15 protein-coding genes are annotated in these 14,533 nt (G+C 56.5%); 3 read left to right on the top strand and 12 right to left on the bottom strand.

The features are described 5' to 3' along the window. Positions 1–77 precede the first annotated feature (77 nt). Both cysG and AC2T6E_RS20620 read left to right on the top strand, forming a co-directional pair. The gene (gene cysG, locus AC2T6E_RS20625; protein ID WP_348553298.1) at positions 78–1,451 is read left to right on the top strand and encodes a siroheme synthase CysG; all 1,374 of its coding nucleotides are present in this window, start codon (positions 78–80) and stop codon (positions 1,449–1,451) included. A gap of 142 nt (positions 1,452–1,593) precedes the next feature. Continuing rightward, the gene (locus tag AC2T6E_RS20620) at positions 1,594–1,764 is read left to right on the top strand and encodes a YhfL family protein (protein WP_008503029.1); all 171 of its coding nucleotides are present in this window, start codon (positions 1,594–1,596) and stop codon (positions 1,762–1,764) included. A gap of 144 nt (positions 1,765–1,908) precedes the next feature. Here AC2T6E_RS20620 and trpS read toward each other — a convergent pair whose 3' ends face one another. From trpS to AC2T6E_RS20560, 12 genes are all read right to left on the bottom strand, one after another. Beyond that, a complete protein-coding gene (gene trpS / locus AC2T6E_RS20615) occupies positions 1,909–2,913 on the bottom strand; it encodes a tryptophan--tRNA ligase (protein ID WP_010436358.1) in 1,005 nt (334 codons plus the stop codon). Continuing rightward, the gene (gene gph / locus AC2T6E_RS20610) at positions 2,906–3,667 is read right to left on the bottom strand and encodes a phosphoglycolate phosphatase (protein ID WP_100167359.1); all 762 of its coding nucleotides are present in this window, start codon (positions 3,665–3,667) and stop codon (positions 2,906–2,908) included. Before gph ends, trpS begins: the two co-directional genes overlap by 8 nt. Further along, complete coding sequence (gene rpe, locus AC2T6E_RS20605; protein ID WP_010436362.1) at positions 3,660–4,337, bottom strand: ribulose-phosphate 3-epimerase; 678 nt, start codon at positions 4,335–4,337, stop codon at positions 3,660–3,662. The genes gph and rpe overlap by 8 nt, the downstream gene beginning before the upstream one ends. 41 nt (positions 4,338–4,378) lie before the next feature. Further along, positions 4,379–5,191 (bottom strand): adenine-specific DNA-methyltransferase, encoded by an 813-nt coding sequence (dam, locus tag AC2T6E_RS20600; RefSeq protein ID WP_042715393.1) that lies wholly within the window; start codon positions 5,189–5,191, stop codon positions 4,379–4,381. A gap of 67 nt (positions 5,192–5,258) precedes the next feature. Beyond that, complete coding sequence (gene damX, locus AC2T6E_RS20595) at positions 5,259–6,557, bottom strand: cell division protein DamX (protein ID WP_454540144.1); 1,299 nt, start codon at positions 6,555–6,557, stop codon at positions 5,259–5,261. A 92-nt stretch (positions 6,558–6,649) separates the two neighbouring features. Then, on the bottom strand, positions 6,650–7,738 hold the full coding sequence (gene aroB, locus AC2T6E_RS20590; protein WP_486693070.1) for a 3-dehydroquinate synthase: 1,089 nt from the start codon (positions 7,736–7,738) through the stop codon (positions 6,650–6,652). A gap of 57 nt (positions 7,739–7,795) precedes the next feature. Beyond that, positions 7,796–8,317 carry a shikimate kinase AroK gene (gene aroK, locus AC2T6E_RS20585; RefSeq protein WP_010436374.1) on the bottom strand — a complete coding sequence of 174 codons (522 nt, stop codon included), beginning with the start codon at positions 8,315–8,317 and terminating at the stop codon, positions 7,796–7,798. A 286-nt stretch (positions 8,318–8,603) separates the two neighbouring features. Beyond that, a complete protein-coding gene (gene hofQ, locus AC2T6E_RS20580) occupies positions 8,604–9,821 on the bottom strand; it encodes a DNA uptake porin HofQ (RefSeq protein ID WP_126816061.1) in 1,218 nt (405 codons plus the stop codon). After that, a complete protein-coding gene (locus tag AC2T6E_RS20575; protein ID WP_182401691.1) occupies positions 9,733–10,137 on the bottom strand; it encodes a HofP DNA utilization family protein in 405 nt (134 codons plus the stop codon). Before AC2T6E_RS20575 ends, hofQ begins: the two co-directional genes overlap by 89 nt. Continuing rightward, entirely contained in the window at positions 10,127–10,588 is a 462-nt protein-coding gene (locus tag AC2T6E_RS20570) for a HofO family protein (RefSeq protein ID WP_226347983.1), read from the bottom strand. The genes AC2T6E_RS20575 and AC2T6E_RS20570 overlap by 11 nt, the downstream gene beginning before the upstream one ends. A gap of 3 nt (positions 10,589–10,591) precedes the next feature. Beyond that, positions 10,592–11,086 (bottom strand): PilN domain-containing protein, encoded by a 495-nt coding sequence (locus AC2T6E_RS20565; protein WP_214595011.1) that lies wholly within the window; start codon positions 11,084–11,086, stop codon positions 10,592–10,594. Further along, positions 11,083–11,859, bottom strand: a complete 777-nt coding sequence (locus tag AC2T6E_RS20560) for a type IV pilus biogenesis protein PilM (protein ID WP_148401274.1) — start codon at positions 11,857–11,859, stop codon at positions 11,083–11,085. Before AC2T6E_RS20560 ends, AC2T6E_RS20565 begins: the two co-directional genes overlap by 4 nt. 120 nt (positions 11,860–11,979) lie before the next feature. Here AC2T6E_RS20560 and mrcA point away from each other — a divergent pair, with 120 nt between their 5' ends. Continuing rightward, positions 11,980–14,532 (top strand): peptidoglycan glycosyltransferase/peptidoglycan DD-transpeptidase MrcA, encoded by a 2,553-nt coding sequence (gene mrcA / locus AC2T6E_RS20555; protein ID WP_120159449.1) that lies wholly within the window; start codon positions 11,980–11,982, stop codon positions 14,530–14,532. The last annotated feature ends 1 nt before the right edge of the window (position 14,533 follow it).

The raw sequence follows: 14,533 nt of genomic DNA, 5'->3' as shown, positions 1-14,533 counted from the left end.
CCGTATGTTCTGTGCGATTCCTGCTGTTATCCTGACGTCAATTATTACCCCCTCCATGAATGCTGCGAGGTAACGTCGTGGATCACCTGCCGATTTTTTGTCAATTACGCAACCGCGACTGCCTGCTCGTGGGCGGCGGCGACGTGGCTGAACGCAAAGCGCGCCTGCTGTTAGAGGCTGGCGCCCAACTCACCGTCAACGCCCTCGACTTCGCCCCACAGTTTGAGGTCTGGGCTCAGGAAGGGATGCTCACGCTGGAACAGGGTGAGTTTAATGAATCCCTGCTGGATACCTGCTGGCTGACCATCGCTGCGACGGATAACGATGAAGTGAACCAGCGCGTCAGTGACGCCTGCGAAGCGCGACGTATCTTCTGTAACGTGGTGGATGCGCCGAAAGAGGCCAGCTTCATCATGCCGTCGATTATCGACCGTTCGCCGCTGATGATCGCAGTGTCGTCCGGCGGTCGCTCGCCGGTTCTCGCCCGCCTGCTGCGGGAAAAGCTGGAGGCCGTGCTGCCCCAGCATCTTGGTCAGATAGCTCATTACGCCGGGCAGCTTCGTACCCGCGTGAAGCAAACTTTCTCCACCGTGGGCGAGCGTCGCCGCTTCTGGGAAAAATTCTTTGTTAACGACAGGCTGGCACAGTCTCTGGCGAATCAGGACGCGAAAGCCGTTGAAGAGACGACCGAACAGCTGCTGAGCGAACCGCTGGATCACCGCGGTGAAGTGGTGCTGGTGGGCGCAGGTCCCGGCGATGCAGGTTTGCTGACGCTGAAAGGGCTGCAGCAGATCCAGCAGGCCGATATCGTGGTTTACGATCGCCTGGTCTCCGATGACATCATGAACCTGGTGCGCCGCGACGCCGACCGCGTGTTCGTCGGCAAACGCGCGGGCTACCACTGCGTGCCCCAGGAGGAGATTAACCAGATCCTGCTGCGTGAAGCGCAAAAAGGTAAACGCGTGGTGCGCCTTAAGGGCGGCGATCCGTTTATCTTTGGTCGCGGCGGCGAAGAGCTGGAAACCCTGTGCAACGCGGGCATTCCGTTCTCTGTCGTGCCGGGCATTACGGCGGCGTCCGGGTGTTCAGCGTACTCTGGCATTCCGCTGACCCATCGCGATTATGCCCAGAGCGTGCGTCTGGTGACGGGGCACCTGAAAACCGGCAGCGAGCTGGACTGGCACAACCTGGCCGCCGAAAAGCAGACGCTGGTGTTCTATATGGGGCTTAATCAGGCCGCGACTATTCAGGCGAAACTGCTGGAACACGGCATGGAGGCAGATATGCCGGTCGCGCTGGTGGAAAACGGTACCGCCATTACGCAGCGCGTGGTGGATGGTGTGTTGACGCAGCTTGGTGAACTGGCGCAGCAGGTAGAGAGTCCGGCGCTGATTATTGTTGGCCGCGTGGTTGAACTGCGCGAAAAACTCAACTGGTTCTCTAATCACTAACGCATATCCGCCCTACTTCGAGTAGTCCTTAACCGGACTACTCCCCTGTTACCGCTGTCGATAACATACCGCCCTGAAATGGAACTTTTCCATTTATTCCCTCGTGTTACATCCAATTTAAGTTTCAAGACAAGGAATGCGTATGTTCAAACTGGCAAAAGCCGCCGTTCTGGTTGGCCTGTTATCGACTCTGACCGCCTGCACCGGTCACGTGCAAAACACCAAAAATAACTGCAGCTATGATTACCTGCTGCACCCGGCGATCTCCATTTCGAAGATCATCGGCGGTTGCGGCCCGGCGGCGCAGCAGTAAGCGATTTTCAGGCGTAAAAAAACCGGGATTTCCCGGTTTTTTAGTTTTGGAGAGTGTGGTTTTTAGTCGGGTGACGGCTCCGCCTTACCCGACCTACACGATCCCATAGGCCGGGTAAGCGTCAGCGCCACCCGGCAAGCAGACTCAAGGTTTCGCGACAAATCCAATCGCTTCGTACACCGCTTTCAGGGTTTCGGACGCGCGCGCGCTGGCTTTTTCCGCGCCGTCTTTCATGACCTTCTGCAGGAAGGCTTCGTCGTTGCGATAGCGGTTATAGCGCTCCTGAAGCTCGGTCAGCATGCCGGAAACGGCGTCTGCCACTTCACCTTTCAGGTGGCCATACATTTTACCTTCGAAGTGCTGCTCCAGCTCAGGAATGCTCTGGCCGGTGACACCGGAGAGAATATCCAGCAGGTTGGAGACGCCCGCTTTGTTCTGCACGTCGTAGCGGACAACAGGCGGCTCGTCGGAATCGGTGACCGCACGCTTGAGCTTTTTCACCACCGATTTCGGGTCTTCCAGCAGGCCGATAACGTTGTTGCGGTTATCGTCAGACTTGGACATCTTCTTGGTCGGCTCCAGCAGCGACATTACACGCGCACCGGATTTCGGAATGAACGGCTCTGGCACTTTAAACACATCGCCGTAAATCGCGTTGAAGCGCTGGGCGATATCACGGCTCAGCTCAAGGTGCTGCTTCTGGTCTTCACCCACCGGCACCTGGTTGGTTTGATACAGCAGGATGTCAGCCGCCATCAGCACCGGATAGTCAAACAGACCGGCGTTGATGTTTTCAGAGTAGCGCGCGGATTTATCCTTGAACTGGGTCATGCGGCTCAGCTCGCCGAAATAGGTGTAGCAGTTCAGCGCCCAGCCCAGCTGTGCGTGCTCTGGCACGTGAGACTGAACGAAGATGGTGCTCTTCTCTGGATCGATACCGCAGGCCAGATATAAAGCCAGGGTATCCAGCGTGGCTTTGCGCAGCTTCTCAGGATCCTGACGCGCGGTAATCGCATGGAGATCCACGATGCAGTAAATGCAATGGTAGTCATCCTGCATGCTGACCCACTGACGTAACGCACCCATGTAGTTACCAATGGTCAATTCACCTGACGGCTGTGCGCCACTAAAAACGATGGGCTTAGTCATTATTCAATTCCTGATGTTCACTGTGCGAAAGCCCGAGTGCGGGCAACAAATCTTTGAAGTGGTCGAACACGACATCCGGCTCACTCAGCGTGATGGCCTCACCGTAGTTGTAGCCATAGGTTAATCCCACGGAAGGACAGCCTGCCGCTCTGGCAGCCAGAATATCATTACGGGAATCACCGACAAAGAGCAGCTCCGCAGGCGTTAAGGATAATTTTCCTGCCACCAGCAGAAGCGGTTCCGGGTGCGGCTTTTTGTTCTGCACGTCGTCGCCGCCCACAATCACGGAGAAATACTTCGCGATATCCAGCGCTTCCAGAAGCGGTGCGACAAACGGCGTCGGCTTGTTCGTCACCAGACCCAGCGGGATGCCTTTGGCGTGAAGTGCGCTCAGCGTTTGTTCAACATCCGGGAACAGGAAGCTGCCCTCTTCAACGGTCTCTTCGTAGAAACGATCGAACAGTTTACGCAGAATACGCAGCTGCTCATCTTTAGGAATGTCGGCGTGATCGACGCTCGGTTTACCCTGCGCAGCACGCTGCGATGCGCGTTCCTGACGAGCCCAGGTCAGGGCGCGATCCATCAGCACATCTGCGCCATTGCCAATCCACGTCACCACGCGCTCTTCGCCCGCAACGGGTAATTCGAGCGCATACAGCGCCTGATCGACGGCGCTCGTTAAGCCAGGCGCGCTGTCGACCAGCGTGCCGTCGAGGTCAAATGCGATACCCCGGGTTGCCTGCAATTTATCCATGACTTACCTTCGCCAGTTCACGGCGCATTTCATCAATGACTTTTTTGTAATCCGGTTGGTCGAAAATCGCTGAGCCTGCAACGAACATATCCGCGCCCGCAGCCGCAATTTCACCAATGTTATTCACTTTCACGCCGCCATCCACTTCCAGACGAATATCGTAACCTGACTCGTCAATACGACGGCGCACTTCACGCAGTTTATCGAGCGTCTGAGGAATGAACGACTGGCCGCCAAAGCCCGGGTTAACGGACATCAGCAGGATCACGTCCAGCTTATCCATCACGTAGTCGAGATAGCTCAGCGGCGTAGCCGGGTTAAAGACCAGGCCCGCTTTACAGCCGTTCTCTTTGATCAGCTGCAGCGTGCGGTCAACGTGTTCTGAGGCTTCCGGGTGGAAAGTGATGATACTGGCACCCGCCGCGGCGAAATCAGGCACGATGCGATCAACCGGTTTTACCATCAGGTGCACGTCAATCGGTGCGGTAATGCCGTAGCTACGCAGCGCTTTAAGCACCATAGGACCGATGGTCAGATTGGGAACGTAGTGGTTATCCATAACGTCAAAATGGACGACATCCGCGCCAGCCGCCAGTGCGTTGGCGGTGTCTTCACCCAGGCGGGCAAAATCGGCCGACAGAATTGAGGGAGCAATCAAAAACTGTTTCATCCGCATCTCCTTGAAATGTATTTACCGGCGGGCAAAACGGCTCAGGGGCGATAAAGAGCCAGAAGTTCGTCCACCTTTTTACGTGTGCCGCCGTTGCTGCTAATGCTACGCCGCACCTTGACCTGAAAATGCTTCGCGGCTTTGTACCATTCGCGCGTATCAGGGGTATCGTGATTCGAAATTAACACCGGAATTCTTTTGCTGACCAGCTTTTCCGCCATCTCCGCCAGACGCGCCTGCTCGGCAGGGCTGAAGCTGTTGGTGTGATAAGCGGTAAAATTCGCCGTCGCAGAGAGCGGGGCGTAAGGCGGGTCGCAGTAGACGACCGAGTTTACGCCAGCCAGCTCCATGCACTCCTCATAGGAGAGACAGTGGAATTCTGCATTCTGCGCTTTTTCAGCAAAGTGGTACAACTCATCCTGCGGGAAGTAAGGACGCTTGTAGCGACCAAACGGCACGTTAAATTCACCGCGCAGATTATACCGGCACAGGCCGTTGTAGCCATGGCGGTTGAGGTAGAGGAACAACAGTGCGCGACGGAACGGATCCTGGCTCTGATTAAACTCAGTGCGGAACTGATAGTAAACGTCAGGATGGTTGTTCTCAGGGGTAAACAGCTTCCGCGCCTCTTCCACATACTCATCGGTACGCAGCTTAACAATGTTATAGAGGCTGATAAGGTCGCTGTTGATATCCGCCAGGATATAACGAGAAAAATCGGTATTCAGGAATACCGATCCAGCGCCCACGAAGGGCTCGATAAGACACTCGCCTTTCGGCAGGTGCTTTTTAATATCGTCGAGCAGGGGGTATTTCCCCCCTGCCCATTTCAGAAAAGCGCGATTTTTTTTCATGCTGACTAACTGATTACACCTTCTCCGGCTGTGGAGAAAGCTCCGACAGCATCCTGCGCTTTAAACATTACTTCAGATCGGCCTGCACCTGATGAATCGGCTTCGCCCACGGGTTCTTCGCCTGGACATCAGCGGGCAGTGTTGCAACGGCGCGTTTCGCTTCATCTTTAGAAGCATACACACCGCTCACCAGCACATACCACGGCTGCCCGTTGCGGGTCGTCTGATAAACAACGTAGTTTTTCAGATTTGATTTCTTCGCCCAACCGTTGAGGTTGTCATAGTTAGACGAACTGCTCAGCTGCAGGGTGTAATTGCCGGATGGCGCAGATTTCAGAGAACCCACGTTGCCTGCCGTTTTACCTGCTGCTGCGCTGGAAGTGGTTGCCGTTGCCGTTGGTGCTGCCGTCGCTGCAGGTGCCGTTGTGGTTGCTGTCGCTTTTGGCGCTGCTGTTGCCGTTGGCGCTTTCACCGGCTCGCTCACTGCAGGTTTGGTCTGCACTGGCGCTTTCACTTCAGGCGCTTTAGCCACAGTCTGCGGCTTGCTTTCACGCTTCGGCTCAATCACGGCCTGTTTGCGTTCCTGACGCGGTGCAGTCTGCGTCTGGCGCGGTTTGGTTTCCGTTGTCGGCGCGGTTGCCGTTGCTTGCGGTTGTGCATTGCTACCGCGAATCGGCGCGACGGTTGCAGGTTCAGTTGGCAGCGTAGAGTTGACCACCACGTTGTTCATCTGATCCTGGTTCTGAGGCTGCGTCAGTGCGTTGTTCAGATCGCCCTGAACCTCTACACGCTGCTGGCCCTCTGGCGTAGCAGGTGCCTGCCCTTCGGTCGGGGTAGAAGAGACTGGCGGCAAAGATACATCCTGCGGAGTCGTTGTATTACCCGCAGTCTGCTCTGCAGACGTGGTACCCGGTGCAGGCTGCGCACCGTTTGCCTGGTCGGTCGCATCGTTACCTGACAGGTTGATGCTCTTCTCGGTAGAAGCCGTCTGATCGGCTGAATTCGTTGAGGGTGCTTTCAGCGCGGAACCAATGCCGACAATCAGCAGCAGCAGTACCAGAACGCCCAGCCCCATCATGATGTACTGGCGGGAAGCCGGTTTCGCCGCTACCGCTTTTTTACGTTTACGCGGGCGACGCTCTACAGGCTCTTCGTCCATTGAATCTTCTTCGGACTCATAATCCTCTTCTTCTCGCTCATCACGCGCGTTACGGCTGCGTGAAGGGCGACGATCGTCTGCATCCAGATCAACATCGTCAAAGTTGATCTGCGGCTCGTTATCACGTTCTGAAGATTGACGAGAACGACCAGTACGACGATCGCTGGGATCGGGTTTCAGCTCGTCTTCTGGTTTGAATTCATCCATTTAACACCCCACTCAAAGGCTTATGCCAACGACTTTGCATTTCACCTGAAGCTAAACGACCACCGGTAACAGTGGCCTGACCTTTCTAGTTGTTACGCCTGCTGACAATCAGCGATAGCGCCAAGAACGACATCGTGCGGCACTCCGCCGCGCATTTCACTCTTCCCTATTGCAAGCGGGAGTACCAGACGCATCTCACCTGCCAATACTTTTTTATCGCGCATCATGTGGGGTAGATACGCCTGCGCAGACATCTCCTGCGGCCCTGTCACTGGCAACCCGGCACGTTCAAGCAGCGCAATAATGCGCGCTGTCTCTTCCGGTTTGAACTGAGCCAGGCGCTCAGACGCACGCGCAGCCATGACCATACCGGCCGCGACCGCTTCGCCATGAAGCCAGTTGCCGTAGCCCATTTCCGCTTCGATCGCGTGACCAAACGTATGCCCCAGATTCAGTAAAGCACGTAAGCCCGTTTCGCGCTCGTCTGCTGCAACGACTTCTGCTTTCAGCTCACAACAATGACGAATACAGTACGCCAACGCTGGCCCGTCAAGGCGCAGCAGGGCATCCATATTCTCTTCCAGCCAGGTGAAGAACTCACCGTCAAGGATAATGCCGTATTTGATCACTTCTGCAAGACCAGACGCCAGCTCACGCTCAGGTAAGGTTTTCAGACAGTCGAGATCCACCACCACCGATGCCGGCTGGTAGAATGCGCCAACCATGTTTTTACCGAGCGGATGGTTGACGGCGGTTTTGCCACCAACAGAAGAGTCGACCTGTGACAGCAAGGTCGTTGGGATCTGAATAAAGCGCACGCCACGTTGATAGCTGGCGGCTGCAAAGCCTGTAAGATCGCCTACAACACCGCCGCCGAGGGCGAGCAGTGTCGTATCGCGACCGTGCGGTTTTTGCAGAAGTGCGGTAAAGACGGTATCAAGCACCGTCAGGCTTTTATACTGCTCGCCATCGGGCAGAATCACACTGTCGACCTTCACGCCCGCCTGCTCAAGCAGGTGGCGCACGCGGTCAAGATAAAGCGGAGCCAGTGTCTCATTGGTGACCAGCATCGCCTGATCACCCGCTTTCAGTGGTAAGAAGGAAGCTGGGTCGTTAAACAAACCAGCCGCGATGGTGATAGGGTAACTACGTTCCCCGAGAGTAACTGTAATCCTCTCCATGACGCGACATCCACCTTAAATGCTTTTACCCGCAGGCGAGTGTATATAAAGCCAGAATCAGTTGCTTTCCAGCATATGAATAATCTGGTTTGCAACCACTTTAGCGCTCTGATCGTCAGTACGAATGGTCACATCAGCAATCTCTTCGTACAGAGGATTGCGTTCGCCTGCCAGGGCTTCCAGAACTTCACGTGGTGGCGTTTCAACCTGCAGCAGCGGGCGCTTTTTATCGCGCTGCGTACGTGCCAGTTGTTTTTCGATAGTTGTCTCAAGATAGACCACTACACCACGGGCGGAGAGACGGTTGCGGGTTTCGCGAGATTTAACAGAGCCGCCGCCAGTTGCCAGCACAATGCCCTGTTTTTCCGTGAGTTCGTTGATCACTTTTTCTTCTCGGTCACGGAAACCTTCTTCGCCTTCTACATCGAAGACCCAGCCCACATCCGCTCCGGTTCGTTTCTCAATCTCTTGATCAGAATCGTAAAATTCCATATTGAGTTGTTGAGCTAACTGACGCCCAATAGTGCTTTTGCCGGCACCCATAGGCCCAACCAGAAAGATATTGCGTTTCTCTGCCATTTTTTCGGTACTACTAAGACTATTCGTTAATGGTAATCCCCGCTTCGCAGACACCCAGCGTAGCAGGACATGAACTGAAACCTCATATGCAATAGAGCGAGAGTCAGACTAAAAATTATCTCAATACTCCGGCTTGTTTGGCAACTGATTAAATCACCGCACCAGACGCATAAGGTAATAAGACGTAAGTCCAACTCAAATCGGTACTCCTTGTATGCTAATTCATGCCCCACGTCAAACATCTGCAACAAACTGAATGCAAAATCATTGCGGGGATCGTTACCCATTAATGAATACCGACCAGGCGTGGCGTAATAAACACCACCAGCTCGCGCCGCTCGTTATCTTTGCCGTCGTGACGGAACAGTTGCCCAATCCAGGGGATTTTCCCCAGCCCCGGCACGCTATCACTCCCGGTTTTATTCTTTTGCGAGAAAATGCCGCCCAGCGCAAGCGTTTCTCCGCTTTTTACCTCCACCTGCGTTTCTATCTCTTGTTTATCAATTGCCAGCGTTTCGCCATCGGCCTGCTGAAGCACCTGGCCCGGCATGTTTTCGCTGATGTGAAGCTTCAGACGCACGCGCCCTCCCGGCAGCACCACCGGCGTGACCTCCATCCCTAGCACGGCCTCTTTAAATTCCACGGAGGTCGCGCCGCTCTCGCCGCTGGAGACCTGATACGGAATTTCGCTGCCCTGCTTGATGCTGGCCGGTTGCATATGGGACGCCAGCAACCGTGGACTGGCGATAATATCCACCTGCTGTTTTTGCTCAAGTGCAGACAGTTCCAGATCCAGCAGCCTGCCGTTGATGCGCCCGATGTTAAACCCGACGTGCGTGGTTGCACTGGCGACCGACAGATCTGCCCCGAGCGTCGTGACCTGCCCCACTTTACCGGCCTCTGTAGCCTCTGCGAGATTCCATTTAACCCCCAGTTCACGCAGGCTTTTTTCGTTAATGGTGACGATATGGGCCGAAAGCTCCACTTGCTCAACGGGCAGGTCCATCTGCTCCGCCCAACGCTTTAGCACGTCCACGACGCTCTGATTATCCCGCACCCACAGTCGATTTGTGCGCTTATCGACGGATAAACTGCCCTTCGGGCTCAGGAGCCTTTCGGCGTTTTTTTGCACGTCTCCGGCATCCGCCCAGGTGAACGGAATGCTCTGTGAGACGAGCGGTGCCTCAAGCAACCGCCGTGCCTGCTGCTCGCGCTGCCAGGCGGCAGTATGGACATAAAAGATGCCGCCATCTTCCTGAAGGACCAGCCCGGCACTGGTCACCACCGTCTGTAGCGCCTGTCGCCAGGGCACGCGCGTTAAATTCAACGAAAGCGAGCCCGTCACATCCGGCGATACCACCAGATTACGGTTCTCCTGCGCCACTAGCGCCTGCAGCACCTGTACGACAGGGACATCATCCACCACGAGGGTGACGGGTTTTGGCGCGGCGGCCCACAGGGGCTGGCTGATCGCCAGCAGTAACAGCAGTATCCTTAACGTCACTTTTATTCGTTCCTTCTCGTTGCCATGTCCATTGCGTCGGTTCACACAGGTCCCCGACATCCACGGTCAGCTGTTGTTGATCCATCTTGCTCACTCGCCAGCCAGGCGGTAAACGTTCATCCCTTTTCACGCGGTGCCAGCGCTGTTGCCCGTCGCGCAAAATGCCGGTTTCCATGCTGCCACTCACCATTCCCTGATATCGCCACCGGGCGAGCTGCCCAACCGCGCAGCTATCCTCCGGGGGCTGGAAGGGATCGCGCATTCCAGTCAGAAACAGCAGCGAAAAGAGAATCAGGTAGCGCACCTTACTGCGCATGATCGCTCTCCAGCTGCAGGCTCAGGCGTAGCGTTGCGCCTTCAGGGACAAGGTTAAATGCGCTGATGCTCACCGCCTGCTGCGCCAGACGGGAAAACAGCGCTGGGACATCTGACCATAGCGCATCCAGCACCAGTTCCCCGCCGTTCTGCTGCGGTTTCCAGTGCACCAGTGCGGTTCTCTTGTCCTGAAAATCCAGCGGCGAGAAGGGCTGAACGGGCGGCATCTCGCGCCGGGCTGGCGCCACGGGTTGCCGTCCGGCCCCAGGCCACAACGCGGCATTCAATTGCCTGGCGCGAATGGATAACGCCTCGAGTTCTGCACACTTCAACCCAGCGGGCCGGACCAGAAGCCCCCATACGGCCATGGCAATAACCCCGGACACCACGCACCAGCAGATCACCCGCACAGAAGAGCGGATTTCTACCCAGCGTTGCAGACGTTGTTCCACGGCCTACCCCCGGCGCTTAAGCTGAAAAGTGAACACCCAGCGGCCCTGGCTATCCTGCTGCAGTTCACCAGCAGACCCGAAGCTAAACCCTGCCACCTGTTTCAGCGCATCCGTCATGGCCACAAGCGCCGGGAGGGCGGAGGCATACCCGCTCACCGTAAGCACAGGCGGTTGATAACGTAACGCTGAAAGCCAGGCTTGCGCTGGCATCACGGCAGAGAGTGACTCCAGTGCCGGTTGCCATGCGACGGGACGAGATTCCACCTCAGTCGTTGCTAGGGGCGCAGAGGGGCGCTGACGTGTTTTCAGTATTTGCTGCACCGCGTTGATTCCCGCCAGTTCACTCTGTAGCCCACGCAGCTTCACGTCATGATTCATCCGCAGGCCAAGCCCGAGGGTCAGCGTCACCAGCAATGAAGCGATAAACAGCACGCCCCAGAAGCGCAGGCAGCGCATCCGGCGCTGCTGTCGCCACGGTAAAAAATTCGCCGTGCTCATTCAGGCACCTCACTCATGGCCAACGCCAGCGCGACGGTAAAATCAGCACCGCACTCGGGTAAGGGAGGCTGGCAACTGACCAGCAGTTTCCAGGGGTCACGTGTGGCATCGAACTGAACGATGTCATCAGAAGAGAGCGCAAGCAGGGCCGCCAGCTCGATGACATCTTTCGCGTCTGTGACGTAGCGCCGTCCCCACTGGTGGCGCATCGCCCACAGCCACTGGTGCCGATCCCGCCAGGCGACGCACTGAGCAGGGGCAACGGCAGGCAGAAGATTCCCTAACGCGCCTGCATCCGGCGTGATAGCCGCTAACCGCAAGCGCAGCGTTTTTGCCAACAACAAAAGGGCATCGACTTCGTTGTTTTGCGCCGCCGTAACATGAAATGTGTTGCTGAACGTGTCCTCCACATAGTCAAAGCACAGCCCGTCTGTGGACATCTCCAGCTCCCGGGACAGCGTGGAACCCACCCAGGAAACCTGCTCGCTGTCACGAAGGGCCATGGACGGGCGCGGCAGCGAGCGTTGTAACGTGCGCGCAGCGGGAAATGAGAGGAATACCCGGTGGTAATGGGGCAACGCCCGCCGCCAGTCGCGTAACGCGGCAACCAGATGTTCTGGCTTGAGAATTTTCCCGTCGCGGATAATCCCGTCTGCCAGGGAAACAGCCCACCAGCGCCGTAAACGCCACCCTGACTTCTCTTTGGTCAGCGCTACAATGAGCACCCTATCTTGTTGAATATGAATGCCCGTTTGCCAGGTTTTGAAAGCCATACTTCACGATCTCCTTATCGCCCGTCAGAGTGACGGCTATATCAATGAATCAGGCTTGCCTTTATACTACCGCGCGATTGTTTAGAAACTGCCCAAGTGAAACCAGATGGGAAATCTCCGGTGAAGTTCGTAAAGTATTTATTGATCCTTGCAGTCTGTTGCATTCTGCTGGGAGCAGGCTCGATTTATGGTTTGTACAAATATATTGAGCCGCAGCTACCTGATGTCGCCACGCTTCGTGATGTGCGACTCCAGATCCCAATGCAGGTCTATAGCGCCGATGGCGAGCTTATGGCGCAATATGGCGAAAAACGCCGTATCCCGCTGACCTTAAAGCAAATTCCTCCCGTGATGGTGAACGCTTTTATCGCCACCGAGGACAGCCGTTTTTACGAGCACCACGGCGTCGATCCGGTGGGGATTTTCCGCGCCGCCAGCATAGCGTTGTTCTCCGGTCATGCCTCTCAGGGGGCCAGTACCATTACGCAGCAGCTGGCGCGTAACTTCTTCCTCAGCCCTGAAAAGACGCTGACGCGTAAGATCAAAGAGGTGTTCCTCGCGATCCGCATCGAGCAGTTGCTGAGCAAAGACGAGATCCTTGAGCTTTACCTCAACAAAATCTATCTCGGTTACCGCGCCTATGGCGTTGGCGCTGCTGCGCAGGTGTACTTCGGTAAGCCGGTAGAACAACTCACGCTGAGCGAAATGGCGACCATCGCTGGTCTGCCGAAAGCGCCATCCACGTTCAACCCGCTCTACTCCATGGACCGTGCGACTGCGCGTCGTAACGTGGTGCTGTCGCGTATGCTGAGCGAAGGCTACATCAGCCAGACCGAGTACGACCAGGCACGCAGCGATGTTATCGACGCCAACTACCATGCGCCGGAAATCGCCTTCTCCTCACCGTATCTCACCGAGATGGTTCGTCAGGAGATGGTGAGCCGTTATGGCGAGAAGGCCTATGAAGACGGCTATCGCGTATACACCACAGTGACCCGCAAAGTTCAGCAGGCGGCACAGCAGGCCGTGCGTAACAACGTGATGGATTACGACATGCGCCACGGCTACCGCGGCCCGTCGAACGTGTTGTGGAAAGTGGGCGAAAGCGCGTGGGACAGCAAGAAAATCACCGACTCGCTGAAAACACTACCAACCTATGGCCCGCTGCTGCCAGCCGTTGTCACACAGGCCGATCCGCAGGAGGCCGTCGCTCTGCTGGCTGACGGCACGTCCGTCTCGCTGCGAATGGACGGGATCCGCTGGGCCCGTCCGTACCGCTCTGACACGCTGCAAGGCCCGACGCCGCGCAAAGTGACAGACGCGGTGCAGACGGGTCAGCAAATCTGGGTTCGCCAGGTGGGCGATGCGTGGTGGCTGGCACAGGTGCCAGACGTGAACTCCGCGCTCGTCTCCATTAATCCGCAAAACGGTGCGGTGATGGCGCTGGTCGGCGGGTTTGACTTCAACCAGAGCAAATTTAACCGTGCCACTCAGGCGCTGCGTCAGGTTGGCTCTAACATCAAGCCGTTCCTCTACACCGCCGCGATGGATAAAGGGCTGACGCTCGCCAGTATTCTCAACGACGTACCGATTTCCCGCTGGGATGCCGGTGCGGGTTCTGACTGGCAGCCGAAGAACTCTCCACCGCAATATGCAGGCCCAATTCGTCTTCGTCAGGGTCTGGGACAGTCGAAAAACGTGGTGATGGTTCGCGCCATGCGCGCCATGGGCGTTGACTATGCGGCAGAGTATCTGCAGCGCTTCGGCTTCCCGGCGCAGAATATCGTCCATACCGAATCGCTGGCGCTGGGCTCCGCGTCCTTTACGCCGCTTCAGGTCGCGCGCGGTTATGCGGTAATGACGAACGGCGGGTTCCTGATCGATCCGTACTTCATCAGTAAAATTGAGAACGACCAGGGCGGCGTGCTGTTCGAGGCGAAACCAAAAATCGCCTGTGCAGAGTGCGATATTCCGGTCATTTACGGCGATACGCAGAAGTCTAACGTACTTGAAAACAAAGACATGGAAGATGTCGCCATTTCTCAGGAACAGCAGAACTCAGCGGTACCACAGCCTCAGCTGGAGCAGGCTAACCAGGCGCTGGTTGCCCAGACCGGTGCGCAGGAGTATGCCCCGCACGTGATCAACACGCCGCTGTCGTTCCTGATTAAGAGCGCGCTGAATACCAATATCTTTGGTGAACCGGGCTGGCAAGGCACCGGCTGGCGTGCCGGACGTGATCTGCAGCGCCGCGACATCGGCGGGAAAACGGGGACCACCAACAGCTCGAAAGATGCGTGGTTCTCCGGTTACGGGCCGGGTGTGGTCACTTCTGTCTGGATCGGCTTTGACGATCACCGCCGCGATTTGGGTCGTACCACCGCCTCCGGCGCGATTAAAGATCAGATCTCCGGTTACGAAGGCGGCGCGAAGAGTGCGCAACCGGCGTGGGATGCATACATGAAATCCGTTCTGGAAGGCGTGCCGGAGCAGCCGCTAACGCCTCCGCCGGGCATTGTGACGGTCAACATTGACCGCAACACCGGGCAGCTCGCCAATGGCGGAAATAGCCGTGAAGAGTATTTCATCGAAGGCACGCAGCCAACCAGGCAGGCGGTGCATGAGGTGGGAACAGAAATTATCGATAACGGCGAAACGCACGAGTTGTTTTAAG

The organism is Enterobacter sp. B79-1, from assembly GCF_057444735.1.
The sequence above is the reverse complement of the archived record's forward strand: the minus strand, read 5'-3'. Positions and strand labels throughout refer to the sequence as shown.

What these genes read in the sequence shown, in the direction of transcription:
- aroK (WP_010436374.1), bottom strand. Translation starts at nt 8,317, where the DNA reads ATGGCAGAGAAACGCAATATCTTTCTGGTTGGGCCTATGGGTGCCGGC.
- rpe (WP_010436362.1), bottom strand. Translation starts at nt 4,337, where the DNA reads ATGAAACAGTTTTTGATTGCTCCCTCAATTCTGTCGGCCGATTTTGCC.
- trpS (WP_010436358.1), bottom strand. Translation starts at nt 2,913, where the DNA reads ATGACTAAGCCCATCGTTTTTAGTGGCGCACAGCCGTCAGGTGAATTG.
- AC2T6E_RS20575 (WP_182401691.1), bottom strand. Translation starts at nt 10,137, where the DNA reads ATGCGCAGTAAGGTGCGCTACCTGATTCTCTTTTCGCTGCTGTTTCTG.
- dam (WP_042715393.1), bottom strand. Translation starts at nt 5,191, where the DNA reads ATGAAAAAAAATCGCGCTTTTCTGAAATGGGCAGGGGGGAAATACCCC.
- gph (WP_100167359.1), bottom strand. Translation starts at nt 3,667, where the DNA reads ATGGATAAATTGCAGGCAACCCGGGGTATCGCATTTGACCTCGACGGC.
- AC2T6E_RS20565 (WP_214595011.1), bottom strand. Translation starts at nt 11,086, where the DNA reads ATGAGCACGGCGAATTTTTTACCGTGGCGACAGCAGCGCCGGATGCGC.
- damX (WP_454540144.1), bottom strand. Translation starts at nt 6,557, where the DNA reads ATGGATGAATTCAAACCAGAAGACGAGCTGAAACCCGATCCCAGCGAT.
- AC2T6E_RS20620 (WP_008503029.1), top strand. Translation starts at nt 1,594, where the DNA reads ATGTTCAAACTGGCAAAAGCCGCCGTTCTGGTTGGCCTGTTATCGACT.
- AC2T6E_RS20560 (WP_148401274.1), bottom strand. Translation starts at nt 11,859, where the DNA reads ATGGCTTTCAAAACCTGGCAAACGGGCATTCATATTCAACAAGATAGG.
- aroB (WP_486693070.1), bottom strand. Translation starts at nt 7,738, where the DNA reads ATGGAGAGGATTACAGTTACTCTCGGGGAACGTAGTTACCCTATCACC.